The organism is Streptomyces sp. NPDC001851 (assembly GCF_040297165.1).
GTDB lineage: Bacteria > Actinomycetota > Actinomycetes > Streptomycetales > Streptomycetaceae > Streptomyces.
Map to the genome: position 1 here is coordinate 22,659 of NZ_JBEOYR010000003.1, position 24,662 is coordinate 47,320.

A 24,662-nucleotide genomic window follows, 5' to 3' on the forward strand; every position below is an offset into this window, starting at 1 on the left:
ATGCGGTCCTACGACCCCTCGGACACGCGGGTCGTAGGACCAAGGGCGGACCGGGGTCCGGCCGAAACCCAGTGGGCGATGTCAGCGCCGGTCCGTACGCTCGCGGTGATGTCCACGACACGTGCCACCACCGACACCGACCGCTCCGCGGTACGCACGCTGCTGCGTCTGTGGCCGTTTGTCCGCCCCGTGCGGGCGCGGCTGTTCACGGCCGCGTTCGTCGCGGTCGTCGCCTCCTGCACCGGGCTGGTGATCCCGCTCGTCCTGAAGTGGATGGTGGACGGACCGGTCGCCGGCCGGGATCCGGCGGGCGTCTGGCTCGGTGCGCTGTGGCTGCTCCTCCTCGGCATCGCCGAGGCGGGCCTGTTCGGCATACGGCGCTGGCTGGTGGCCCGTCCGCTGTCGCACGTCGAGGCGGAGATGCGGGCGGGGCTGTACCGGCATCTGCAGCGGCTGCCCGTCGCCTTCCACGACCGCTGGGCCTCCGGCCAGCTGCTGTCGCGGGCCACCACGGACCTGATGCTGCTGCGTCAGTTCCTCGCCTTCCCGCTGACGTTCCTGCTGGTCAACGGTGTCACGATCCTCGTCGGCGTGGTGATCATGCTGATGCAGGACTGGCTGCTGGGCCTGGTCATCCTCGGTCCCGCGATCCCCGTGATGTGGACCTGCGCGGTCTTCGAACGGCGGTACGCCCAGGTGGCGCGGCGGGCGCAGGACCAGGTCGGCGACCTGACCACGGTGGTCGAGGAGAGCGTCCTCGGCATCCGCGTCATCAAGGGCTTCGGCCGGCACCGCAGCCAGGCGCGGGCGTTCCGCGAGCTGTCGGTCGCCCTGCGCGGCACGGAGCTGCGCAAGGCGCGGCTGCTGGCGGCCATCTGGGGTGTCATCGTGACGCTGCCGGAGCTGGCGATCGGGGCGGCACTGGTGCTGGGCGCGGTCCGGGTGGCCGACGGCGACCTGTCGGCGGGCACGCTGGTGGCCTTTCTGAGCACGGCGCTGGCCCTGCGGTGGCCGGTCGACTCGATCGGGTTCCTGCTGGCGATGAGCCAGGAGGCGGCGACGGCGACGGAACGGTACTTCGAGGTGCTGGACGAGGTGCGGGAATCCGCCGTGGCCGCGGGCGGTCGTGCTCCCCGCCCGGCCGGTCACGACACCGGACTCCGGTTCGAGAACGTCCGGTTCCGCTACCCCGACGCGCCCCCCGGCTCCCCGCCCCTCCTCACCGGCGTCGACCTGCACATCCGTCCCGGCGAGTCCATGGCCCTGGTAGGGGCCACCGGCAGCGGGAAGACCACCCTCACCGCCCTCGTCCCCCGGCTGCACGAGGTCACCTCCGGCCGCATCACCCTGAACGGCGTCGACATCACCGCGATACCCCGCGAGGAACTGCGCGCGAAGGTCGCCGTCGCCTTCGAGGAACCCACGCTGTTCTCCACCAGCGTCGGCGAGAACGTCCTGATGGGAGCCCCGGACGGCGCCGGAAGCGCGGACCTCGACCGCGCGCTCGCCGTCGCCCAGGCCGACTTCGCGCACGCCCTCCCGCAGGGCACCGACACCCGCGTCGGCGAGCAGGGCCTCAGCCTCTCCGGCGGTCAGCGCCAACGCCTGGCGCTGGCCCGCGCGGTGGTCGGCAGACCGGAGTTCCTGGTGCTGGACGACCCGCTGTCCGCCCTGGACGTGCACACGGAGGCGGCCGTGGAGGCCGCGCTGCGGCAGGTACTCGCCGGCACCACCGCCCTGATCGTGGCCCACCGCCCGTCCACGGTGCTGCTCGCCGACCGGGTCGCCCTGCTCTCGGACGGCCGGATCGCCGCCGTCGGCACCCACCAGGAACTGCTGCGCACCAACGCCGAGTACGCGCATCTGATGTCCGGTGACCATGCCGGGGACGAGGAGGACTCCCGTTGACGACCACGACCGCCTCCACGCCCCCCGCCGAGGACGACGAACTCCCCGGCCCGCGGCGGGAGAACAGCGGCGGCGACGGCGACGTCTTCGACCGGGACGTGCTGCCCGCCCCGCCCGGTGCCACGGCCGCCCTGCTGCGCTCCCTGCTCACGCCCATGAAGGGCAGGGCCGCCCTCACCACCCTCCTCCTGCTGGTGCAGCAGGCGGTGGTGCAGGCGGGCCCGCTGCTGGTGGCGTACGCCATCGACAACGCCGTACCGGCGTTCCGGGAACACCGCCACGGCCCGCTGGTCGCGGTGGCCGTCGGCTATCTGCTGTGCGCGCTGCTCTCGGGCGCGCTGCAGTTCGCGTTCATCGAGGCCTCCGCCAAGGTCAGCCAGGACGTGCTGCTCGATCTGCGGGGCCGGATCTTCCGGCACGCGCAGGCACTGAGCATCGACTTCCACGAGCGCTACACCTCGGGCCGGCTGATCTCCCGCTCCACGACGGACGTCGAGTCGCTGCGCGAGCTGCTCGACGAAGGGCTGCAGGAGCTGGTGACCGTCCTGCTGTCCTTCGTCTACATCTCGGCGATGCTGCTGTGGCTGGACCTGGGCCTGGGCGCGGTCGCGGTGGCCTCCTTCGTGCCGCTGTACCTGCTCGTACGGCTCTACCAGCGGCGGGCGGGACGGGTGTACCGGGCGCGGTCCACGGCCATCGCGGCGGTGATCGTGAAGTTCGTGGAGACGATGAACGGCATCCGCCCGGTGCGCGCGTTCCGCCGGGAGGCGGCCAACGACGCCGAGTTCGCCGGGCTGAACCGGCGGCACGAGCGGACGAACGGGGACGCCCTGCTGGAGATGGCCCGCTATGTGGTCGGCTCGCGGCTGGTGGCCAACACGGCGGTCGCGGGGATCGTGCTGTGGGGCGCCTACCGGGTGGCGTCCGGCTCGCTGGAACTGGGCGTGCTGGCGGCCTCCGTCCTCTATCTGCGCCGGCTCTACGACCCGATCGACCGGCTCGGGATGTTCCTGAACTCCTACCAGTCGGCGGCGGCCTCCCTGGAGAAGATCGCCGGGCTGCTGGCCCAGACCCCGTCCGTGCCGGAGCCGGCCGAGCCGCGTGAACTCCCCGCGAAGGAGGGCGGCTTCCCGGGCCGCGAGGTGGTCTTCGACGGCGTCCGCTTCGCCTACCGCACGGGGGGCGAGGTGCTGCCCCGCTTCGATCTCACCCTGCCGGCCGGGCAGACGGTCGCCGTGGTCGGCTCCACCGGCGCGGGCAAGTCCACGCTCGCCAAGCTGCTGGCCCGCTTCTACGACCCCTCCGACGGCCGGGTACTGCTGGACGGGGTGGATCTGCGCGAGCTGCCGGTGCCGGAGCTGCGGCGCGGGGTGGTCATGGTGACCCAGGAGGCGTTCCTGTTCTCCGGCACGGTCGCGGACAACATCGCCATCGGCCGGCCCGACGCCGCCCGCGAGGAGATCGAGCGGGCGGCGAAGGCGATCGGCGCGCACGAGTTCATCAGCGCACTGCCCGACGGCTACGACACGGACGTGCGCAAGCGGGGCGGGCGCATCTCCGCCGGGCAGCGCCAACTGGTCGCCTTCGCCCGCGCGTTGCTCGCCGACCCGGCGGTGCTGATCCTGGACGAGGCGACCAGCTCGCTGGACATCCCGGGCGAGCGGGCCGTGCAGCGGGCCATGTCGACGGTGCTGCGGGGCCGTACGGCGGTGGTGATCGCGCACCGGCTGTCCACGGTGGAGATCGCGGACCGGGTCCTGGTGATGGAGCACGGCCGGATCGTCGAGGACGGCCGGCCCGCTGAACTCATCGCCGGGACGGGCCGGTTCGCGGATCTCCACAAGGCGTGGCGGGACAGCCTGGCGTGATCCGGCCAAGGCCGTGTTAAGGCCTCGCCTGCCACTGCTCTCGTGCGGATAAACGTTCAACCAAAGGAGTCCTCGGTCGGGCAAAGGGGTCTACTCGCATAGACGATTCCGGTGCTGTCATGCTCACGACCGCCCGGAATCCCTGCCGGGCACCGCACGGGAAGACCCCACATGTCCCGAATACCGCGCCCCCTGGTGACCACCCTCTCCGCCCTCGCCCTCGCCGCCGCGGGGCTCACCGTCACCACCGGCACCGCCCACGCCGCGAGCTGCAGCCAGGGCTACCTCCCCCTGCCCGACCCCTCCTGCACGCCCGGGGCCCTCAACCCCGACGTCACCCAGGACACCATCGGCTCCACCATCTGCGTCTCCGGCTGGACCGCGACCGTACGGCCGCCCAGCTCCTACACCACCGCGCTGAAGAAGAAGCAGATCGTCGAGTACGGCTACGCCGACACCAGCCTCTCGGACTACGAGGAGGACCACTTCGTCCCGCTCGAACTCGGCGGCTCGCCGAGGAGCGAGGAGAACCTCTGGCCCGAGCCCCACTACGGCGACGAGGCCTCCTCGGACAAGGACACCGTCGAGAACAAGCTCAAGAAGGCCGTCTGCGCCGGTGACGTCAGCCTCACCGACGCCCAGAACGCCGTCATGACCGACTGGACGACCGCGCTCTCCAGCCTCGGGCTGAGCTGAGCCGCCGGCCGGCGCGGGTGCCGGTGCCCTCCCGCGGAGGAACCGGCACCCCGCCGTACCCGCGATGACGGGCGGTCCGGATCACGGCACCCCCAGCTCGAAGAGCGCATAGCCCGCGTACGACCCGGAGGCGAGTGCCGCGATGCCGAGCAGGGTGCACTGCACGGGCAGGCTCAGCCGGCGCATCGCGACCGCCAGCGGCAGGAACAGCGGGAAGCAGGGCAGCAGATAGCGGGAGATGTTGGCGACGATCTGCTGGCTGCCGAGGACCAGGGCGAGCGTGAGGACGGTGTACACGACCAGCACCGCCGGCGGGCGCAGCCGCACCAGCAGCGGCAGCAGCGCGCAGGCGAGCAGGATGACGCCGACCGCGATGACGTCCGCGAACGGATACGCGAAGAGATAGTCGAACCTGCCGACCGGTACGGACGTCAGCACGTCCAGGGTCTGCTCGCCGTAGTCGAAGCTGTGCGCCCAGGCGCCCGACTGGAGCTTGAAGTAGCCGGTCAGATCGCCCATGCGGTTGCCGGCCCAGAGGAGGTAGCCGAACAGCCCGAGCGGGGCCAGGGCCGCCGCGAGCAGCGGGCGCGGGCCTTCCTCCTCGCGGCGCAGCGCGAGCAGCGCGGCGACGCCGAGCCCGGCGACCAGCGCCGCGGCCGTGGGCCGGTTCAGGCCCGCCGCGAAGCAGAGGACACCGGCGGTCAGCCAGCGGCGGGTCATGACGGCGTGACAGGTCCAGGCGGCCAGGGCCACGTAGAGGGAATCGGAGTAGACGGCCCACTCCACACCCGATCCCGGCCACACCGCCCACAGCCCGGCCGCGGCCAGCCCGGCCCGCCGCCCGCCGAACCGCTCGGCGACGGCGTGGATGCCGAGGGCGGCGGCGAACGAGGCGAGGACCGACACCAGCAGGCCCGCGCCGTACGAGCCGAGGCCGGTGACGGCCATGACCAGCCGCATCAGCGCCGGATACAGCGGGAAGAACGCCGCCGAGTTGCCCTCCAGCGTGATCAGTCCGGTGGCGCCGGGGACATGGACGAGCTTCGGGTCGTAGCCGTGCAGGGCGATCTGCTGGTACCACCAGCCGTCCCAGGTGGCCAGCACGTCCCATGCGTGCGCCCCGCCGCCGAACCGGGGGTCCCTGGAGCGGAAGTCCCCGGCGGAGGACAGCAGGTACATGAAGGAGCAGAAACCGGTCAGCTTCAGCGCGCCGAACAGGGCCAGCACGGGGCCGTGCCGGCGGGCGGCGGTCCGCAGCCGGGAGACGGGCGCCGATGCCGTCACCGGGGCGGGTGCGTGCGGCAGGGCCGCGGTCATGAGGCGACCGGTCCGGTACGGGTGCGGCGGCCGGCCAGCGTGCGCCGCATCCGTACGATCCCGCGCAGGTCGGCCAGCGCGGTGGCGACGATGTCCACGCTGCTGTCGGGATCGTCGACCCAGTCCACCGGCACCTCGTGGATCCGCAGGCCCGCCCGCTCGGCCAGCACCAGCAGCTCGGTGTCGAAGAACCACTCCCCGTCGCGCACCAGCGGCAGCAGCCGGTCGGCGACCTCGCGGCGCACCGCCTTGAAGCCGCACTGCGCGTCGGAGAAGCCGACGGCGAGCGTGCAGCGCAGCAGGACGTTGTAACAGCGGGAGATGACCTCGCGCCTGGGCCCGCGGACCACCCGCGCGCCGGGCGCCAGCCTGGTACCGATGGCCAGGTCGGAGTGGCCGGATATCAACGGCGCGACCAGCGGCAGCAGTGCCGCGAGCTCGGTGGACAGGTCCACGTCGAGGTACGCCAGCACGGGCGCCCGCGAGCCCGACCAGGCCGCCCTGAGCGCCCGGCCGCGGCCCTTGACCGGCAGTCGCAGCGAGACCACCTCGGGCAGCTCGTCGGCGAGCCGGGCGGCGATGCGCGCGGTGCCGTCGGTGCTGGCGTTGTCGGCGATGGTGATCCGGAACGGATAGGGGAAGGTGTCCCGCAGATGCGTGTGCAGCCGCCGGACGTTGGGCCCCAGGTCCTTCTCCTCGTTGAACACCGGTACCGCCAGGTCCAGGACCGGCTCCCCGGCCCCGGCCGGCAGGGGCCTGCGCCGGGGTACGGGTGCCATGGCCGACAGCCGACCCGCTCGGAGTTTCATCACGTTTTTCCCCGTTTGTTCCTGTTGTTCGGGCATGCCGAAGGCACGCGGGTCGGGTGGGAGGCGTGGGTCAGCCGGACGGACTGATCACCGAGGAGGGGCCGTCCGACGGCCCGGCCGGTGCGGTCACCGTCGCGGAGGCGGGCGGTGTGGTGCTGCTCTGCGAGGTGGCCGTGGGAGGCGGCGGCTGGTGCGTGGCGGTGGGCGGACTCCCGCCGGTGGCAGGTGCGTGGGAGGCCGACGAGGTCGACTCCGGGGGAGGGGGGGCCGTCGCGGGCGAGGAGGGCGGGCCGCTCGGCGGCTCCGACGTGCTCGGTGACGTGCTGGGCGAGGTGGTCGGCGAGGCGCTCGGGACGGGCGTCGGGCTGGTCGCGGGCCGGGGGTGCGGCGCGCTGGGCCGGTCGTCGGTGTGGCCGTGCGGCCACAGGAACAGGCCGAGGCCGAGCCCCGCCACCGCCAGCACCGAACCGGCCGCCCGGCGCGCCGCACGCACCCGGCGCCGGGCCCGCACGCCCGCGTGCAGCCGGTTGCGGTGCGCGGTGCCGAAGGGCGCCGGCTCATGGGCGCTGTGCATGAGCCGCGTCAGCTGCCGCTCGAAGTGATCCATCTGCTCGGTGTCGTCCAAGTGCTCCATGGGTCCCCCTCACCCCACCGGCTCGATGACGTCGGCCAGCAGCCGGCGCAGCCGGGCCACCCCGCGCGCGGCATGGGACCGGGCGGTGCCCACCGGGCAGCCCAGAGTCTCCGCGACCTGCCGGTCGGGCAGGTCCTGGTAGTAGCGCAGGACCACGGCGGCCCGCTGCTGCGCGCTCAGCTGTGCGAGCGCCGCCTCCAGGCGGGACCGCTCGGCCACGGTCGCCGACACGTCGCCGGCCGCCGCCACCTCGGGCAGCTCGTCCACGGGCCGCTCGCCCCACCAACGCCGCCGGGCCGAGCGGGCCGCGGCCCGTGCGAGCACCTTGCGGACATACGCCTCCGGCGCCTCGTCGGCCACCTTCGGCCAGACGAACCACAGCTTGACCAAGGACTCCTGCAACAGGTCCTCGGCCCGGTGCCGGTCCCCTCCGGTGAGCAGACGGGCCAGATGGAACAACACCGACCAGCGGGCCGCCACGAACGCGTCGTACTCACCGGCCCTGGTCTGCTCCATCCTCACGGTCCCCGTTCTCGCCGGCTGTCTACACCAGGAGAAAGGCCCTGGCCCTTGGGGGACGCTGCACTCGCGACACGTGATCCACGTCACGTACCGCTCTCACGCGGCCCGGACCACCCTCAGCAGCAGCACCGCCCGCTCCGGCACGGTGATCTCCGTACCCGCCGGATGGACCGTACCCGGCGGCTCCGCCTGCTCCTCCCCGGAGGTGTCCACGACCACCTCGTACCGCTCGGCCCACGGCGGCCCCGGCAGCACGAAGCCCGTCGGGCCGTCGCCCGCGTGCAGGACCGCGAGGAAGCTGTCGTCCAGGACCGGTGCGCCCCGCTCGTCCCGGCCGGGGATGTCCCGGCCGGAGAGGTACATGCCGAGCGTGGCCGCGGGGGCGTACCAGTCGCCCTCGGTCATCTCCGCGCCCCGCGGGGTGAACCAGGCCAGGTCGCGCAGCCCGTCCGCCGAGTGGGCGCGGCCCGAGAAGAAGGCGCGGCGGCGCAGCACCGGGTGCCGGTGGCGCAGCGCGATCAGCCGGGAGGTCAGGTCGGACAGCGCACGCCAGCCGGGTTCCTCCAGCAGCGACCAGTCCAGCCAGCTGATCTCGTTGTCCTGGCAGTAGGCGTTGTTGTTGCCGCGCTGGGTGCGGCCGAGCTCGTCCCCGGCCACCAGCATGGGCACGCCGGTGGACAGCAGGAGAGTGGTGAGCAGGTTGCGCAGCTGACGGCGGCGCAGCGCGCGGACCCGCTCGTCGCCCGTCTCGCCCTCCGCCCCGCAGTTCCAGGCCCGGTTGTCGTCGGTGCCGTCGCGGTTGCCCTCGCCGTTGGCCTCGTTGTGCTTGCGCTCGTACGACACCAGGTCGCGCAGCGTGAACCCGTCGTGCGCGGTGACGAAGTTGACCGAGGCGTACGGGCGGCGGCCGCCCCAGGCGTACAGGTCGCTGGAGCCGGACAGGCGGTAGCCCATCTCCCGGACGTCGGGCAGGGCGTGCCGCCAGAAGTCCCGGACGGCGTTGCGGTAGCGGTCGTTCCACTCGGTCCACAGCGGGGGGAAGGCGCCCACCTGGTAGCCGCCCGACCCGATGTCCCACGGTTCGGCGATCAGCTTCACCCGGCGCAGTACCGGGTCCTGGGCGATGACGGCCAGGAACGGCGAGAGCATGTCGACGTCGTGCATCGAGCGGGCCAGCGCCGCCGCGAGGTCGAAGCGGAACCCGTCCACGCCCATCTCGGTCACCCAGTACCGCAGCGAGTCGGTGATCAGGCGCAGCACCTGCGGCTGGACCACGTGCAGGGTGTTGCCGCAGCCGGTGTAGTCGGCGTACCGGCGGGCGTCGCCCTGGAGGCGGTAGTAGCCGCGGTTGTCGATGCCCTTCAGGGACAGGGTCGGGCCGAGTTCGCCGGCCTCCGCGGTGTGGTTGTAGACCACGTCGAGGATGACCTCGATGCCGGCCGCGTGCAGGGCGCGCACCATCCGCTTGAACTCGCCGACCTGCCCTCCCGTCGTACCGGAGGCGGCGTAGGCGGCGTGCGGGGCGAAGTAGCCGATGGAGTTGTAGCCCCAGTAGTTGCGCAGGCCCCGGCGCAGCAGGTGGTCCTCGTGGGCGAACTGGTGGACCGGCAGCAGTTCCACCGCCGTGACGCCCAGCCTCACCAGGTGCTCGATCGCCGCCGGGTGGGCGAGCCCCGCGTACGTGCCGCGCAGCTGTTCCGGAATCCCGGGGTGCAGCTTGGTGAAGCCGCGCACGTGCAGCTCGTAGATGACGGAGTCGGCCCACGGGGTCTTCGGCCGGCGGTCGTCCTCCCAGTCGTCGTCATCGTCGACGACGACCCCCTTCGGGACGTACGGCGCCGAGTCCCGGTCGTCGCGCACGGTGTCGGCGACATGCTGTTCGGGCCAGTCCCGCACATGCCCGTACACCTCCGGCGGCAGCCGCCCGAACTCCCCGTCCACCGCCCGCGCGTACGGGTCCAGCAGCAGCTTGGCCGGGTTCCAGCGGGCGCCGGTCCACGGGTCCCACCGGCCGTCCACCCGGTAGCCGTAGCGCTGGCCCGGCATCACGCCCGGGACGAAGCCGTGCCAGATCTCGTGCGTCAGCTCGGTCAGCGGGATCTGCGTCTCCCGCCCCCGCTCGTCGAACAGGCAGACCCGGACCGCCTCGGCCCCGCCCGCCCACAGCGCGAAGTTGGTGCCCGCGACCCCGTCCGGGCCGACCCGGAACCGGGCGCCCAGCGGCGTCGGGGCGCCCGGCCACACCACCGGGGCCGGCACCGCGGCGCGCCGGGCGCCGTTCACCACGGCCGGCTGCTGCCCGGTCCCGGCGGCCGGCTCCCCGGCCGGTGCCCGCTGCTCGGCTGCGCTCGTCACCTGTCGGCCCCTCTTTCAGTGGCTCGGCCCGGGGCGGTGCAACCGGCCGCGCGGAAGAGCCGAGGCTGCCCCGCAGCACCCTCGGCCGCCCGGTACGGCTGCGCCCCGACGGTCGGGGGTGCGGCGGCTCCCCGGCGGGCGTGTCGTCCTTCCCTCTGTTCTGCCCAGTGCGTGGGTCGCACTCACGTTTCCCCGGAGCATGCCCGGTCGTTGAGTCCCGCGTGAGGCACGTACAAGGACGCGCGCGGCGCGCGTGGGTCGCGCTGGCCGCCGTGGTGACATCGGCGGCACTGCTGGCAGGCTGCTCTTTCGGGGGCTCCGGCCCGCTCGGGACGGGTGGAGCGCTCGGCAAACCCCCGGCACCCGAGGACATCATCCACGTCACCCCCGACGACGACAGCAGGGCCGTCCGCCCCGACCAGCGGCTGCGGGTGCGGGTGCCCGCCGGGCGCCTGGAGAAGGTGACCGTCGTGCGGTCGCAGGACGCGCAGGACTTCCCGGTCCCCGGGCACCTGAGCGAGGACGGCATGACCTGGCGGCCGGACCAGGACCGGCTGGCGCTCGCCGCCAAGTACACCGTCGACGTGGTCGCGCGGGACGCGGGCGGCCGCCGCTCGGCCCGGCACACCACCTTCACCACACTCGTCCCGGATGAACGGTTCATCGGCTACGTCACCCCCGAGAACCGCGCCACCGTCGGCACCGGCATGATCGTCTCGCTCACCTTCAGCCGGGAGATCACCGACCGCGCCGCCGTCGAACGCGCCGTCCGGGTCAGCGCCCGCCCGGCCGTGGAGATCCGCCCGCACTGGTTCGGCAGGAGCCGCCTGGACTTCCGCCCCGAGCAGTACTGGAAACCCGGCACCGAGGTCACCGTCGACCTGAACCTGCGGGACGTCCAGGGCGCGCCCGGTGTCTACGGCCTGCAGGACAAGACCTTCTCCTTCACCGTCGGCCGCAGCCAGGTCTCCCGGGTGGACGCCGAGGAGCACACCATGGAGGTACGCCGGGACGGCCGGCTGCTCGCCACCGTGCCGATCACCGCCGGTGCCCCGAAACACCCCACCTACAACGGCAAGATGGTGGTGATGGACATGCTGGAGGTCACCCGCATGAACAGCCACACGATCGGCCTCGGCGCCGAGTACGACATCCCCGACGTCCCGCACGCCATGCGGCTCACCAACTCCGGCACCTTCCTGCACGGCAACTACTGGAACCCGGACGCCCCCGGCGTCGCCAACATCAGCCACGGCTGCGTGGGCCTGAGGGACGTCAAGGGCGGCAGTTCGGACACCCCCGCGGGCTGGTTCTTCGACCGCAGCCTCATCGGCGATGTCGTCGAAGTCGTCAACAGCAAGGAGAAGACGGTCGCTCCCGACAACGGCCTCGGCGGCTGGAACATGCCCTGGAAGGAGTGGAAGGCGGGCAGCGCGGTGAAGTAGCCGGGTGAGGGGCCGGGGTTCGGGTGACGGTGACAGGCGGAAGTTGCGACGGAACGGTGACATTCGCCTGACACCCCACCCAAAACCGGACGGTTAATATGCGCGCACAAGTGTGGTGGGGAGCGGGCTGACCAGGCCCGGCGAGGGGAGAACGCGTTGAACGTGCGGCCTGTATGGGGGGCGTCGGTGGCGGGGCCGAGGCGAACGACCGGAGAAGGCGGGCGGGGCCGCAAGGGGCTGGCTCTCATAGCCGGCGCCCTGGTGCTCTCCCTCGCCGCGTGCGGCGGGGGCGGGGACAAGGGCTCGGGCAAGGACGGCAACGGCACCCGGCAGGCGGGGCGGCAGTCCGCCGCCGCCGTCACCATATCGCCCAAGTCCGGTGCCACCGGCGTCGATACGAGCGGCGCGCTCAAGGTGGACGTCGCCAAGGGCAAGCTGACCGAGGTCACCGTCAAGGACGCCAAGGGGCGCCCGGTCGACGGCACCCTCACCGGCGGGGGCGCGTCCTGGACGCCGTCGGCCCACCTGGCCGCCTCCACCAAGTACACCGTGCACGCGGTCGCCAAGGACTCCGAGGGCCGCCAGGCCGCCGAGGACTCCTCCTTCACCACCCTGACCCCGAAGAACACCTTCCTCGGCACCTTCACCCCCGAGGACGGCTCCACCGTCGGCGTCGGCATGCCGTTCTCCGTCGACTTCACCCGGGGCATCACGCACCCCGACGCCGTCGAGAAGGCCATCAGGATCAGGACCGAGCCGCCCGTCGACGTCGAGGGCCACTGGTTCGGCAACGACCGCCTGGACTTCCGGCCCGAGAAGTACTGGAAGGAAGGCACGAAGGTCACCGTCGACCTCGATCTGGACGGGGTCGAGGGCCGCGACGGCGTCTACGGCAAGCAGCACAAGACCGTGAAGTTCACCATCGGCCGCAACCAGGTCTCCGTGGTGGACGCCGAGAAGCACACCATGAAGGTCACCCAGGACGGCAAGGTCGTCAAGACCATCCCGGTCACCACCGGCAAGCCCGGCTACGAGACCTGGAACGGCCAGATGGTCATCAGCGAGAAGCTGACCGTGACCCGTATGAACGGCGAGACGGTCGGCTACGGCGGTGAGTACGACATCAAGGACGTCCCGCACGCCATGCGCCTGACCACCTCCGGCACCTTCCTGCACGGCAACTACTGGGGCGGCGACGCCTTCGGCAACTACAACGCCAGCCACGGCTGCGTCGGCCTGCGCGACGTGCGCGGCGGCTACGACGGCTCCGTCCCGGCCGCCTGGATGTTCACCCACTCGCTCATCGGCGACGTGGTGGTCGTGAAGAACTCCCACGACCGCACGGTGGCGCCCGACAACGGGCTCAACGGGTGGAACATGTCGTGGGCGGACTGGAAGAAGTGACGGCTCACTGAGCGGGGCCCGGTGCTGTGACCTACGGCACCGGGCCCGCTGCCGTTAATCCCCGTTAACCTGCCTCCATGACCGTCACTCTCGAAGTCGCCGAAGGCGTCGGTACCCTGCGCCTGGACCGGCCGCCGATGAACGCGCTGGACGTCGCCACCCAGGACCGGCTGAAGGAGCTCGCCGAGGAGGCCACGCGCCGCGACGACGTGCGCGCCGTGGTGATCTACGGCGGCGAGCGGGTGTTCGCGGCGGGCGCGGACATCAAGGAGATGCAGGACATGGACCACACCGCGATGGTCCTGCGCGCCCGCGCCCTGCAGGACTCCTTCACCGCCGTGGCCCGCATCCCCAAGCCCGTCGTCGCCGCCATCACCGGCTACGCCCTCGGCGGCGGCTGCGAACTGGCCCTGTGCGCCGACTACCGCATCGCCGCCGACAACGCCAAGCTCGGCCAGCCCGAGATCCTGCTCGGCCTGATCCCGGGCGCCGGCGGCACCCAGCGGCTGCCCCGGCTGGTCGGCCCGTCCAAGGCCAAGGACCTCATCTTCACGGGCCGCCAGGTCAGGGCCGACGAGGCCCTGGCGATCGGCCTGGTGGACCGGGTCGTCCCGGCCGCCGAGGTGTACGAACAGGCGCACGCCTGGGCCGCGAAGCTCGCCCAGGGCCCGGCGATCGCCCTGCGCGCGGCGAAGGAGTCGGTGGACACCGGCCTGGAGACCGACATCGACACCGGCCTCGCCGTCGAACGGAACTGGTTCGCGGGCCTGTTCGCCACCGAGGACCGCGAGCGCGGCATGCGCAGTTTCGTGGAGGAGGGGCCGGGCAAGGCGAAGTTCCTCTGAGATCCACCCGATCGTCAGCGGTGTGAACTTCCCCTGAAGTCCTGTGCGTCCCCTTGCAGTTGACGCCTCGTCTCGTCCGGGTCCCTCGATGGGGCGGTTTATGGGAGCCTTAAGGCAGCCTTAAGCCTGCTCGGTCGAGGGAGCCTGTCGATTGCCCGAATGTGAGCCGTCTTCGCAGGTCAATCGGGCCCTACTGGCGAGAAACATGCCGTCGGCATATGCCGCTCGATGGGTGGAGAGCGGGGGCGCACAGGGGGCGTATTCCTCTGGAACGGCCCCCAGGACGGCTCCGGGCCGCCATGATGGGGGCATGGCGGGGCTGGAGGGCATCGAACAGCCGCGGGGACACAGCCGTGCGGCCGCGGCACGCTGGTCGCCCGCGGTCGAGGACGAACAGGCGCTCAAGGCGCTCGAACTGTTCGGCGACCCGACGGAGGCGGAGGTACCGCTGCCGTCCCGCCCGGAGTCCGCGGCCACCGCCCGCCGGCTCGCCCAGGTCGTCATCCTGCGCAGCTGGCGGCTGACCCCCAGGCTGGCGGAGGACGCCGTCTTACTCGTGTCGGAACTGGTCGGCAACGCCGTACGGCACACCGGGGCCCGGGTGTTCGGCCTGCGGATGCGACGCCGTACCGGCTGGATCCGCGTCGAGGTCCGCGATCCCTCGCGCGGCCTGCCCTGTCTGATGCCGGTCCGGGAACTGGACGTCAGCGGCCGCGGACTCTTCCTCGTGGACAAGCTCTCCGACCGGTGGGGCGTGGATCTGCTGCCGCGCGGCAAGACGACGTGGTTCGAGATGAGGGTCGCCGACCGGTAGCACCGGCGCGGAGCACCGGCCGAGGGCACCGATGAGGCGACGGCGACCCGAAATCGTCCCTCTTCCGGGTCAATCGGTGCTTTTCTTACCCGCCGCCCCTTAAATGGTGCGGGTGACCACCACCAACCGACGCGAGGTGCTGCGCGCGGGCGCCGGGATCGTCGCCGGCGGCGCGCTCGCCGCCGGTTGCGGTTCGGGCCAGACGGCCCCGTCCCCCACCCCGACCGCCGCGTCCCCGCCCCCGTCCTCCGCCGGCCGGCCCGCGGCCAGCGCCAAGGCGGCCCCCGCCCCGCGCGCCTACCCCGGCCAGCCCGCCCAGATCACCCACGGCCCCCGTGCCCGCCCCCAGGTCGCGCTCACCTTCCACGGCCAGGGCGACCCCGGCATCGCCCACTCCCTGCTCACCACGGCCGAGCGGTACGGCGCCCGGCTCACCGTCCTCGCCGTCGGCACCTGGCTGGACGAACACCCCGACGTCGCCCGCCGGATCCTCGACGGCGGCCACGACCTCGGCAACCACACCCAGCGGCACATCGACGTCAACGCCCTGGCCGAGGCGGACGCCCGCAGGGAGATCACCGACTGCGCGGACCGGCTGAAGCGGCTCACCGGTTCCATCGGCACCTGGTTCCGCCCGTCCCGCTCGCCGACCGCCTCCCCGCTGGTCGCCCGGCTCGCCCGCGCCGTCGGCTACCCGCACGTGCTGTCGTACGACGTCGACTCGCTCGACTACACCCGCCCCGGTGCCGCCGCCGTCACGCGGAACGTCCTCGCCGCGGTGCGCAGCGGGTCGGTGGTGAGCCTGCACTTCGGGTACCCGGACACGGTCGCCGCCCTGCCCGACCTCCTCCACGAACTCGGCCGCCGCAACCTGCGCGCGGTCACCACCACGGAGCTGCTGAGCTGATGCGAACCATGAAAGCCGCCCGCCTGCTGGCCGCCGGTGCCGCCCTCACCGCCCTGACGCTGCTGTCCGCGTGCGATTCCGGCTCCTCACACCACGAGAACGAGGCCATCGGCAGCAAGGGTCCCGTCCAGCCCCGGGTGGACCAGCCGCAGGTGAACGTGCTCCCCGGGATGCCGCCGGTCGAGGACCCCAGGGACCTCTACTCCGCCGACCGGCCGGGCCGACTCTCGCCGGTCGTCCGGGACTTCCCGTCCCGGGTGTACGTCCCCAACACCCAGTCCGACACCGTCACCGTCATCGACCCGAAGACGTACAAGGTCATCGACACGATCCCGGTCGGCCACCAGCCCCAGCACGTCGTACCGTCCTGGGACCTGAAGACCCTGTGGGTCAACAACGACCTCGGCAACAGCCTCACCCCGATCGACCCGAGCACGGGCAGGGCCGGCAAGCCGGTCGCCGTGCACGACCCGTACAACCTGTACTTCACACCCGACGGCAAGTACGCCGTCGTCATGGCCTCCATGGACCGCCAGCTCGTCTTCCGCGACGCGCACACCATGAAGACCGTCAAGGCCGTGCCGGTCAGCTGCTACGGCGTCAACCACGCCGACTTCTCCCCGGACGGGCGCTACTTCATCGTCTCCTGCGAGTTCAGCGGCGAGGTCCTCAAGGTCGACACCGCGCGGATGGCGGTCATCGAGCAGGAGAAGCTCCCGTTCCACGGAGCGATGCCGCAGGACGTCAAGATCTCCCCGGACGGCAAGCTGTTCTACATCGCCGACATGATGGCCAACGGCCTGTGGATCCTCGACGGCGACAAGTTCACGAAGCCCCGCTTCCTCTACACCGGCAAGGGCGCCCACGGTCTCTACGTCAGCCGCGACTCCCGCGAGATGTACGTCTCCAACCGCGGCGAGGGCACCATCTCCGTCTTCGACTTCACCGAGAACCGGCTCACCAAGAAGTGGCACCTGCCCGGCGGCGGCAGCCCCGACATGGGCGGCGTCTCCGCCGACGGCACGATCCTGTGGCTCTCCGGCCGCTACAACTCCGAGGTGTACGCCATCGACACCCGCACCGGAAGGGAACTGGCCCGCATCAGGGTCGGCCGCGGCCCGCACGGCCTCGCCGTCTACCCGCAGCCTGGCCGCTACTCGCTCGGTCACACGGGCATCTTCCGCTGAGCCCGGGGAGCGGGTCCGCGGGCCCGCTCCTTTAGTCTCCACCCGCTGGAAGGCCCAGACTCGCGGACCGTGCGCACCATCCGCTACTGGTCCGACGAGGGCGTCCTCACCCCGGTGGCCCGGTCCTCCGGCGGCTACCGGCTCTACGACAGCGCCGCCGTGGCCCGCCTGGAGCTGATCCGCACCCTGCGCCGGCTGGGGCTCGGCGCCGCCCGGGAACGCGGCGTGACCCCGCAGTCACCCGAGGCCGACGCCGTGCCGTGCTCCGCCGTATCGACCTCGGCAACGGGGTCGCCCGTTACCGGGAGTTGGCGGCCGTGATCAAGGGCGAGCAGGAGCCCCCGGGGTTCCAGGAGGAGTGCGGCTGGGTGGCCGCGGCGCTGAAGGCCTGGCCGGGCCGTTAATCTGACCAGCGTCAGTACGCCAGCACGGCATGAGAAACACGACCAAAAGGGGCGGATCGGTGGCGGACATCGAGGAAGCACGCAAGCAGTTCCAGCGGATCGACGCGGACGGTGACGGATTCATCACCGCCGCCGAGTTCAAGTCCGCCCTGGCCCAGGAGGGTGACTGGAACGTCACGGAGACGGTCGCCGAGGCCATCATCAGGCAGCGGGACCTCAACGGCGACAAGGTCCTGTCCTTCGACGAGTTCTGGGCCTACCTGAACAAGTGACGTGCGCCAAGGGGGCCCTCGCAGCCGAGGGCCCCCTTCGTCATGCCCGCCGGCGCCGGACGGGCCCGCCGCAGCTCCTCCAGCGCCTCGCTCAGCCGCTCCCGGCCGGGCGGATCCAGACCGGTCCCCGGAATAGGGCCCGCGCCGGCACGGTTGTCGCCCGATGACAGACGCATGCGCATGCATGAATCATCTCTGGAGGGCCTGTCATGAAGATCGGCATCATCGGCGCGGGGAACATCGGCGGCAACCTGACCCGGCGGCTCACGGCCCTCGGTCACGAGGTCTCCGTGGCCAACTCCCGCGGCCCCGAGACGCTCAAGGAACTGGCCGAGGAGACGGGAGCCACCCCGGTGCGGGCCGAGGAGGCCGCCGAGGGCGCCGAGGTCGTCGTCGTCACCGTCCCCCTCAAGGCGGTCCCGGACCTGCCCGCGGGCCTGCTGGACGGCGCCGCCGAGGGTGTGGCAGTGATCGACACCGGCAACTACTACCCGCAGCAGCGCGACGGCCGTATCGCGGCCATCGAGGACGAGGGCCTGACCGAGAGCCGCTGGACCGAACGCCACCTCGGCCACCCGGTGATCAAGGCCTTCAACGGCACCTACGCCCAGGACATCCTGGACCGCCCCCGCCCCGCGGGCGACCCCGAGCGCATCGCCCTCCCGGTCGCCGGTGACGACGAGGCGGCCAAGGCGAAGGTCCGCGCCCTGATCGACGCCCTCGGCTTCGACACGGTGGACGCGGGCGGCATCGACGACTCCTGGCGCCAGCAGCCGGGCACCCCGGTCTACGGCCTCCGGGCGGGCGCGGAGGGAGTGAGGAAGGCCCTGGCGGAAGCCTCCCCGGAACGGCCGGCGGACTTCCGCGGCTGAGTCCTTCCGCGCCTAGGGCGTGGCCCACGCCTTCAGTGCGGCCTTGCTGGGGAAGTTGGCCACGTCCTTGTCGTGCGGCTCGCTGGTGTACTGGTGGAACCGCCAGTTGGCCTTGATGCGGGGATGGCCGGCGGTGACGTAGTCGGCGATCCAGAGGCCGTCGCCCGCGTAGGAGGTCGTGTCGACCGTCAGCCAGTAGTCCCTGTTCGTGTACAGCACGACCCGGTTGTGCGGCCGTAATCCTTTCAGGGTGCGGATGAAGTGGTCCTTCTCCGCGTTGCTCGCATGCGTCCCGTCGCCCGTGGCCTCCCAGTCGACCGCGAGGATGTCACCGGCGCGGTCGGGGGCGTGCTGGACGAAGTACTCGGCCTGGGCGGTGAGATTGCCGGGCCACAGAAAGTGGTAGAAGCCGACGACCAGTCCGGCGTCGCGCCCCCTCTTGGCCTGGGCGGCGAGCCGGGGATTGACGTACGAACGGCCCTCCGTCGCCTTGATGAAGACGAAGGAGAGACCGTCCGTGTCGTACGTGGAGGACTGGTAGGCGCTTACGTCGATGCCATGCAGCATGCAGGAGTTGTGCCCCGTGGCGCCGAGTCCGGAACCTCAGCCTCGGGTGGTCACCGAACTCAGCACCGACGCCGGTTTCGCCGACCAGTCGGAGGTGATGAGGCTCGCGTGGTCCTTGGCCAGCAGGGCCAGCCGGGCGGCGACTTCGGCGTCCGTCGGGTTGGTGGAGGAGATGGCCGGCGAGACGCTGTGGGCGTCGGTCATGATCGAGAAGTAGTGGTTCGTGGCGTAGAACGAGGTGTCGTAGCCGCCGTTGACGTACGTCGCCGCGTCACCGTCGAAGAACACGAACCAGGGCCGGATCGAGGCGTCGTAGCGGCTGACGCGCGGGTCTCCGTTCTCGGCGCCCAGTACGGCGGGGAACGCCTGGGCCTGGCCGATCCGCCCGGCCGCGTACAGGTCGTGCAGATGGTCGCCGTACTCCCGGTCCGTCCAGTAGTGGTCGAAGGGGTTGGACTGCTCCACCGTGCCCGGGATCAGCTCGAAGAGGAACTTGCCCCTGAGCGAGTCGCGGGAGGGCCAGGCGTTCGCCTTGGCGGCGGCGTCCAGGGAGGGGTACGTGCCGCCGAGCAGATCGGCCGGCTTGTAGACGCTGCTGCCGAGCTTGCGCGAGACGAGTGCGTCGAACGCGTCCGGTCCCATACCGGCGTTGTTGTTGAAGCCGACCTTCATCTCGACCTTGATGACGATCGGCGGGTGGTCGGGGTGGAGCTGGTTCCAGGCGGCCATGTTGTCCAGGCAGCTGCCGAGGTCCTGGTTGCGGCTCTTGCCGTAGAGCTCGCCGGGGGTCTTCGCGGCCTCGCAGTTGTTGTCGTCGCCCAGCGGGTTGCTGTGGCTGACCCGCCAGCGGTGACTGAGGCTGTCCACGTACACGTCCAGCTCCAGCAGCGAGGCGCCGGAGTCCAGTGCCTGGGCGAAGTAGGTGTACTTGGCCTTGTCGTAGGCGTTGTGCGTGCCGATGGCCGTCGTCTCGGAGAACTTCGGCGCCGCCGCGTGGGCGTTGCCCGGTCCCGCCATCAGCAGCGCGGCCGCCCCCGCCAGTGCCGCGACCCGTCCCACTGCGCCCATGTACCCAACTCCCCTGTGTGTCCATCGAGTTGGGTGAAGCGTAAGAGCAGACGGTTACTGCACGGTAGCCCCTGGAGGAACACCAGTCACGCGCCCCGCGGGCCGCGAGTCGGAGTCTGAGGCTGATCAAGCAGGTCAAGTACCGCGCCATCGAGTCGGGCATGTCCTTGTCGGCCCTGGTCGCAGACGCACTGCGCGCCTACCTCGACGACGCATGACGGCACAAACGGCCCTAGAGTGGCTGTGACCAGCACGTTCACCAAAGATCCTAGCCCGACTTCTCCTCCAGCCCTTGAGTGGTCGGCCGCTCGCGTCCCCAGGCGGCCAGCGGCTGGAGCGCGTCGTTGAGGCGCATGCCGTCCTCGGTCAGCGAGTACTCGACGCGGGGCGGCACCTCGTCGTAGGAGACGCGGTGCACAACGCCGTCCGCCTCCAGCTCACGCAGGTGAGAGGCCAGCACCTTCTCGGTGATCCCCGGAAGCAGTCGACGCAGCTCGCCGAAGCGACGGCAGGGGTGCTCGTGGAGCGCCCAGAGGATCAGCACCTTCCACTTGCCGCCGATCACCTCCATCGCGGTGTCGATCCCGCAGACGTGTCTGTCTGGTCCGCCCGGCCGGTTCAGCGTCGTCATGCCCCACCCTTCCGACGTGCTCGCTCACCCCGGGGTAACCACCCACCACCAAGTGCGTACTTGATCATCCTCGGGCCTGCGACCAGCCTAATCGGCATGGCACAGAACACTGTTGAGAAGACTCCCGTCACGCTGCTGGGCCTGGGCGCGATGGGCACCGCGCTGGCCCGCACCTGGCTTTCCGCCGGCCACCCGCTCACCGTCTGGAACCGCACCCCGGCCCGCGCCGCGGCGCTCGCCGCCGAGGGGGCACGGGTCGCGGACAGCGCCGCTGAGGCGGTCACGGCGAACACCCTGATCGTCATTTGCCTGTTGGACGACACCTCGGTCGACGAGGTGCTGGCCGGCACCGACCTGGCCGGCCGGGACCTGGTCAACCTGACCACCAGCACCCCCGCCCAGGCCCGCGCACGCGCCGAGTGGGCCCGCGAGCGGGGCGCCCGCTACCTGGACGGCGGGATCATGGCCGTCCCTCCGATGATCGGTGTCCCGGAAGCCGGCGGCTACGTCTTCTACAGCGGCTCGCCAGAGCTGTTCGAGCGGCACCAGGGGACCCTGGGCGTCCCGGCCGGCACCACCTACGTCGGCGAGGACGCGGGCTTCGCAGCCCTGCACGACATGGCCCTGCTCAGCGCCATGTACGGGATGTTCGCCGGTGCCGCGCACGCCTTCGCCCTGATCCGCAAGGAGGACATCGACCCCGCGGCACTCGCCCCGCTGCTCGCCGACTGGCTCGTCGCGATGGCCCCGGCCGTTCACCAGACCGCCGACCAGCTGCGCAGCGGCGACTACACCAAGGGCGTCGTCTCCAACCTCGCCATGCAGGTGGCCGGCACGCCGACCTTCCTGAGCACCGCCGAGCAGCAGGGTGTCAGCCCGGAACTGCTCAGCCCCTACTTCGAGCTGATGCGCCGCCGCCTGGCCGAGGGCAGCGGCGAGGAGGACCTGACAGGCGTGATCGACCTGCTCGTGCACTGACCAACAACTCATATCTGGAAGGCGATCAAGGCACTCATGGCCGAGCGGGAACGGCTGACCGTGTTCCTGCTGTACGGGTATGTCCTTGTACTCAACCCGGTCGAGTGCCTGCAGACGTACATCGAACGGCGCCTCGCTGCCCGGCTGTGGGCGTCTCCACCGCATTGCAACCTCTGCTCGGCAGACGGCTCCAGGCGCTGCAGTACCCCCCTGGCGTCACGGGCGGTTGCCTTGCCGGGACGGCCTCGCGCTCGGCAGGCCCGCAGGCGGGCCGGAATGCGCCAAGCCGGTATCCGTTCTGCGTGCGCGCGACCCCAGTCGTGTCCACCGAACATGGCAGTTGCGTTACCTGGGCATGGGGTGTGCTTGACCTGGTCATCCTAGGGTCGGAAGCCGCGACTGAAACGGGGTTCATAGATGGGTGACGGCAAGGTCCCCGGCAAGGTGCTGGACATCAAGACCGCTGACATCAAGGCGGCAGCACCCACCTTCCACCAGGGGGCCATGGATCTGAGCAAGGCGCTGACGACTCTCATCAAGACCCTGGACGGCCTCGGGGAACCTTGGGGGCACGACGAGCAGGGCAACCAGTTCGGCGGCATCTACAAGCCGCACCAGAAGTCGATCGAGAGCGCGGCGGGCATCCTCGTGCTCGGGCTGACGAGCATTCATGCGGCCATGGTCGACATGTCGGACGGGCACGTGGACAACGACAAGCTCGTGGCCGGCATGTTCACCGAAGTGAAGATAAACAAGCAGAGCGACGGTGCCGGTGAGCGTTGAGGACAAAGCCCGCCACATCCTTCTGAAGATGGGCCTGTGGTGGCCCGAGGCCGACCCCGACAAGCTGCGGGACGCGGCCAAAGCCTGGCGTGCCTTCGCCGATTCGGTGGACGACGTCCGCTCCCCGGTCCACCGCAGCGCGTCCGGGATCATCCACAACAACACCGGTGAGTCGATCGAGGCGTTCCACAAGTTCTGGGACCGCTACGCCAAGGGCAAGGACGGCGGCTGGCTGAGCGACCTCGCCGAGTCCTCGCGGAAGATGGCAGACCTGCTCGACATGTTCGCCGACACCATCGATGACGCGATCACCAAGCTCTGGGTGCGCATAGGCATCGATGCGGTCGTGATCGCGGGCGGCATCACGTTGGCCGTGCTCACCGCGGGCATCGCCAGCGGTGCGGCGGCAGCGGCGGCGGACGCGGTCATCGAGTTCGGCGCCACGGTAGGCGTCGGGGTCTCCACCGTGGTGGCCAATGCCCTCGCAGGTGCCTTTGTCGGCGCCGCGTTCGGCGGGGTCGAGTCGGTCACCGTCGACGCCGCCCTCGCCCAGCCGCTGAAGATGGTGACCGGTCTGCAGCACGGCTTCAGCCTGGACGAGGTCAACCAGTCCGCCAAGGACGGCATGATCTTCGGCGCCGCAGGGGGAGCGGGTGACGGTCTGCTGAAGGCGAGCATGGAAGGCGGCCTCGCCGACACCACCCCGCTACTGCTGCGCCCGCCCTCCCTGCGCCCCAACCTGGTCGACCTGGGTCCGGCGGCGCGCAACGCCGAGGACATCCCGTGCGTGGGGGAGCCGATCGACGTGGCGACCGGCACGATGCTGATGACGCAGACGGACCTGGCCCTGCCCGGGAGCCTGCCGCTTCAGTTCACGCGCACCCACCTCTCCTCCTATCGGGGCGGCGTCTGCTTCGGCCCGACCTGGATCTCCACCCTGGACGAGTGCCTCCAGATCGACGGCGAGGGCGTCGTCTTCGCCGCGGCCGACGGCATGCGCCTGGTCTACCCGGTGCCGGAGCCCGGCGTCCCCACCCTGCCGGCCAAGGGCGCCCGCTGGCCGCTGGAGTGGGACGGTAAACCGGACGGCGCGATGACGATCACGGACCCGTCGACAGGCGTGGTCCGCACCTTCGCGGCCCCGGTCCCGTCACCCTCTTTCGGTGTGTTCCACCTGGCCCTTGATTCCTGGAGCGACCGCAACGGCAACCGCATCGACGTCGAACGCGACGACGAGGGCATCCCGTTCGGCATCCGCCACTCCGGCGGCTACTACGTCGCCGTCGACACCCAGGGCCCCCGCATCACGGCCCTGCGCCTGCTGGACGAACCGCCGTCCCGCTACCGCCCGGGCACGGCACCCGGCAAGGGCACGCTCGTGATGCGTTACGGATACGACGCTGCCGGCAACCTGACCGAGGTCATCAATTCCAGCGGCGAGCCCCTGCGCTTCACGTACGACACCGAGGGCCGCGTCACCCGCTGGACCGACCGCAATGGCACCTGGTTCTGCTACGTCTACGACGATCGAGGCCGGGTGGTCCGCACCGAGGGCGTCGACGGCATCCTCTCCGGCTCCCTGACCTACGACGACACCACCCACACAACGACGTACACGGACTCGCAGGGCCATGTCTCGGTCCACCGGTACAACGCCGAAGGCCGGGTGGTGGAGGAGACGGATCCCCTCGGGCATGTCACCCGAACAGAGTGGGACGAGTACGGCGACAAGCCACTGACCGTCACCGACGCCCTGGGGCATGTCACCCGATACGTTTACGACGCCATCGGCAACCTCACCGAACTCACCTTGCCAGACGGCTCGGTGGCCCGGGCTGCCTACAACACCCTCGGCCTGCCGACGGAAGTGGTCGAGCCGGGGGGGCGCGGTCTGGCGGCACACGTACGACGAGCGGGGCAACCTGCAGACGGTGCTCGATCCGATCGGCGCAGAGACACGGTACGCGTACGACGCGGCGGGGCGGCCGACAGCCATCACCGACGCGCTTGGCCGTACTCGTACGGTCGCCTACGACGATGCCGGCCTACCTCTTGCTCTCACTGACGAACTGGGCCACACGACGATCATCCGCCGGGACTCCTTCGGCCGGGTGATCCAGGTGACAGACCCACTGGGGAATCGAACCCGGCTGGGCTGGACCACGGAGGGCAAGCCCGCCTGGCGCGAACACCCGGACAGCACCCGTGAGTCCTGGACATGGGACGCAGAGGGCAATCTACGTTCCCACACGGACACCGGCGGCAACACCACGCATCACACGTCCGGCCACTTCGACGTACCCGCCACCAGGACCGATCCGGGCGGGGCGCATTTCGAGTTCACCTATGACACGGAACGCCGCCTGACGTCCGTCC

General features: G+C 71.2%; 21 protein-coding genes and 2 pseudogenes. 16 read left to right on the forward strand and 7 right to left on the reverse strand.

Features of this window, described 5'->3' with window-relative positions:
* Window positions 1–108 precede the first annotated feature (108 nt).
* The 3 genes from ABT171_RS05130 to ABT171_RS05140 all read left to right on the forward strand — a co-directional run bounded on the left by ABT171_RS05130 (window position 109) and on the right by ABT171_RS05140 (window position 4,472).
* Window positions 109–1,908, forward strand: a complete 1,800-nt coding sequence (locus ABT171_RS05130) for an ABC transporter ATP-binding protein (protein WP_351239974.1) — start codon at window positions 109–111, stop codon at window positions 1,906–1,908.
* Window positions 1,905–3,776: an ABC transporter ATP-binding protein gene (locus ABT171_RS05135; protein ID WP_351239976.1), complete on the forward strand. Its 1,872-nt coding sequence runs from the start codon at window positions 1,905–1,907 to the stop codon at window positions 3,774–3,776. The genes ABT171_RS05130 and ABT171_RS05135 overlap by 4 nt, the downstream gene beginning before the upstream one ends.
* Before the next feature lie 171 nt (window positions 3,777–3,947).
* Complete coding sequence (locus ABT171_RS05140; protein WP_351239978.1) at window positions 3,948–4,472, forward strand: hypothetical protein; 525 nt, start codon at window positions 3,948–3,950, stop codon at window positions 4,470–4,472.
* 81 nt (window positions 4,473–4,553) lie between these two features.
* Here ABT171_RS05140 and ABT171_RS05145 read toward each other — a convergent pair whose 3' ends face one another.
* Together ABT171_RS05145 and ABT171_RS05150 are read right to left on the reverse strand one after the other, a co-directional pair.
* Entirely contained in the window at window positions 4,554–5,789 is a 1,236-nt protein-coding gene (locus tag ABT171_RS05145) for a putative hexosyltransferase (protein WP_351239980.1), read from the reverse strand.
* 32 nt (window positions 5,790–5,821) lie between these two features.
* Window positions 5,822–6,568, reverse strand: a pseudogene (locus ABT171_RS05150) (dolichyl-phosphate beta-glucosyltransferase); the annotation flags it as partial.
* A 95-nt stretch (window positions 6,569–6,663) separates the two neighbouring features.
* Between ABT171_RS05150 and ABT171_RS05155 the strand changes: the two are divergent.
* Window positions 6,664–7,200 carry a hypothetical protein gene (locus ABT171_RS05155; protein ID WP_351239982.1) on the forward strand — a complete coding sequence of 179 codons (537 nt, stop codon included), beginning with the start codon at window positions 6,664–6,666 and terminating at the stop codon, window positions 7,198–7,200.
* Between the two features lie 41 nt (window positions 7,201–7,241).
* Here the strand turns inward: ABT171_RS05155 and ABT171_RS05160 are convergent, their stop codons facing one another.
* Window positions 7,242–7,748, reverse strand: coding sequence for a SigE family RNA polymerase sigma factor (locus tag ABT171_RS05160; protein ID WP_351239984.1), 507 nt, complete (start codon window positions 7,746–7,748; stop codon window positions 7,242–7,244).
* 102 nt (window positions 7,749–7,850) lie between these two features.
* Window positions 7,851–10,109, reverse strand: coding sequence for a glycogen debranching protein GlgX (glgX, locus tag ABT171_RS05165; RefSeq protein ID WP_351239986.1), 2,259 nt, complete (start codon window positions 10,107–10,109; stop codon window positions 7,851–7,853).
* A gap of 221 nt (window positions 10,110–10,330) precedes the next feature.
* On the opposite strand from glgX, the gene ABT171_RS05170 reads away from it, so the two are divergent.
* The 9 genes and pseudogenes from ABT171_RS05170 (at window position 10,331) to ABT171_RS05210 (ending at window position 18,259) form a co-directional block, all read left to right on the forward strand.
* Window positions 10,331–11,554 carry a L,D-transpeptidase gene (locus ABT171_RS05170; RefSeq protein ID WP_351239988.1) on the forward strand — a complete coding sequence of 408 codons (1,224 nt, stop codon included), beginning with the start codon at window positions 10,331–10,333 and terminating at the stop codon, window positions 11,552–11,554.
* 156 nt (window positions 11,555–11,710) lie between these two features.
* Entirely contained in the window at window positions 11,711–12,958 is a 1,248-nt protein-coding gene (locus tag ABT171_RS05175; RefSeq protein ID WP_503073801.1) for a L,D-transpeptidase, read from the forward strand.
* Between the two features lie 77 nt (window positions 12,959–13,035).
* A complete protein-coding gene (locus ABT171_RS05180) occupies window positions 13,036–13,803 on the forward strand; it encodes an enoyl-CoA hydratase/isomerase family protein (RefSeq protein WP_351239990.1) in 768 nt (255 codons plus the stop codon).
* A gap of 310 nt (window positions 13,804–14,113) precedes the next feature.
* Window positions 14,114–14,617: an ATP-binding protein gene (locus ABT171_RS05185; protein ID WP_351239992.1), complete on the forward strand. Its 504-nt coding sequence runs from the start codon at window positions 14,114–14,116 to the stop codon at window positions 14,615–14,617.
* A 103-nt stretch (window positions 14,618–14,720) separates the two neighbouring features.
* On the forward strand, window positions 14,721–15,524 hold the full coding sequence (locus ABT171_RS05190) for a polysaccharide deacetylase family protein (protein WP_351239994.1): 804 nt from the start codon (window positions 14,721–14,723) through the stop codon (window positions 15,522–15,524).
* Window positions 15,524–16,711, forward strand: coding sequence for a YncE family protein (locus ABT171_RS05195; RefSeq protein WP_351239996.1), 1,188 nt, complete (start codon window positions 15,524–15,526; stop codon window positions 16,709–16,711). The genes ABT171_RS05190 and ABT171_RS05195 overlap by 1 nt, the downstream gene beginning before the upstream one ends.
* A gap of 45 nt (window positions 16,712–16,756) precedes the next feature.
* Window positions 16,757–16,939: pseudogene (locus tag ABT171_RS05200) on the forward strand (helix-turn-helix domain-containing protein); the annotation flags it as partial.
* Between the two features lie 235 nt (window positions 16,940–17,174).
* Window positions 17,175–17,387 (forward strand): EF-hand domain-containing protein, encoded by a 213-nt coding sequence (locus ABT171_RS05205; RefSeq protein WP_116147008.1) that lies wholly within the window; start codon window positions 17,175–17,177, stop codon window positions 17,385–17,387.
* A 209-nt stretch (window positions 17,388–17,596) separates the two neighbouring features.
* The gene (locus ABT171_RS05210; protein WP_351239998.1) at window positions 17,597–18,259 is read left to right on the forward strand and encodes an NADPH-dependent F420 reductase; all 663 of its coding nucleotides are present in this window, start codon (window positions 17,597–17,599) and stop codon (window positions 18,257–18,259) included.
* Window positions 18,260–18,271: 12 nt separating this feature from the next.
* Here the strand turns inward: ABT171_RS05210 and ABT171_RS05215 are convergent, their stop codons facing one another.
* From ABT171_RS05215 to ABT171_RS05225, 3 genes are all read right to left on the reverse strand, one after another.
* Window positions 18,272–18,826, reverse strand: coding sequence for a GH25 family lysozyme (locus tag ABT171_RS05215; RefSeq protein WP_351240000.1), 555 nt, complete (start codon window positions 18,824–18,826; stop codon window positions 18,272–18,274).
* Window positions 18,827–18,862: 36 nt separating this feature from the next.
* Entirely contained in the window at window positions 18,863–19,894 is a 1,032-nt protein-coding gene (locus ABT171_RS05220; protein WP_351240002.1) for a phosphatidylinositol-specific phospholipase C domain-containing protein, read from the reverse strand.
* Between the two features lie 268 nt (window positions 19,895–20,162).
* Window positions 20,163–20,525 (reverse strand): winged helix-turn-helix transcriptional regulator, encoded by a 363-nt coding sequence (locus tag ABT171_RS05225; RefSeq protein WP_351240004.1) that lies wholly within the window; start codon window positions 20,523–20,525, stop codon window positions 20,163–20,165.
* Between the two features lie 96 nt (window positions 20,526–20,621).
* On the opposite strand from ABT171_RS05225, the gene ABT171_RS05230 reads away from it, so the two are divergent.
* From ABT171_RS05230 to ABT171_RS41850, 3 genes are all read left to right on the forward strand, one after another.
* The gene (locus tag ABT171_RS05230) at window positions 20,622–21,503 is read left to right on the forward strand and encodes an NAD(P)-dependent oxidoreductase (protein WP_351240006.1); all 882 of its coding nucleotides are present in this window, start codon (window positions 20,622–20,624) and stop codon (window positions 21,501–21,503) included.
* Between the two features lie 417 nt (window positions 21,504–21,920).
* Window positions 21,921–22,286 (forward strand): hypothetical protein, encoded by a 366-nt coding sequence (locus ABT171_RS05235; protein ID WP_351240007.1) that lies wholly within the window; start codon window positions 21,921–21,923, stop codon window positions 22,284–22,286.
* Entirely contained in the window at window positions 22,276–24,351 is a 2,076-nt protein-coding gene (locus ABT171_RS41850; RefSeq protein ID WP_503073809.1) for a DUF6531 domain-containing protein, read from the forward strand. The genes ABT171_RS05235 and ABT171_RS41850 overlap by 11 nt, the downstream gene beginning before the upstream one ends.
* The last annotated feature ends 311 nt before the right edge of the window (window positions 24,352–24,662 follow it).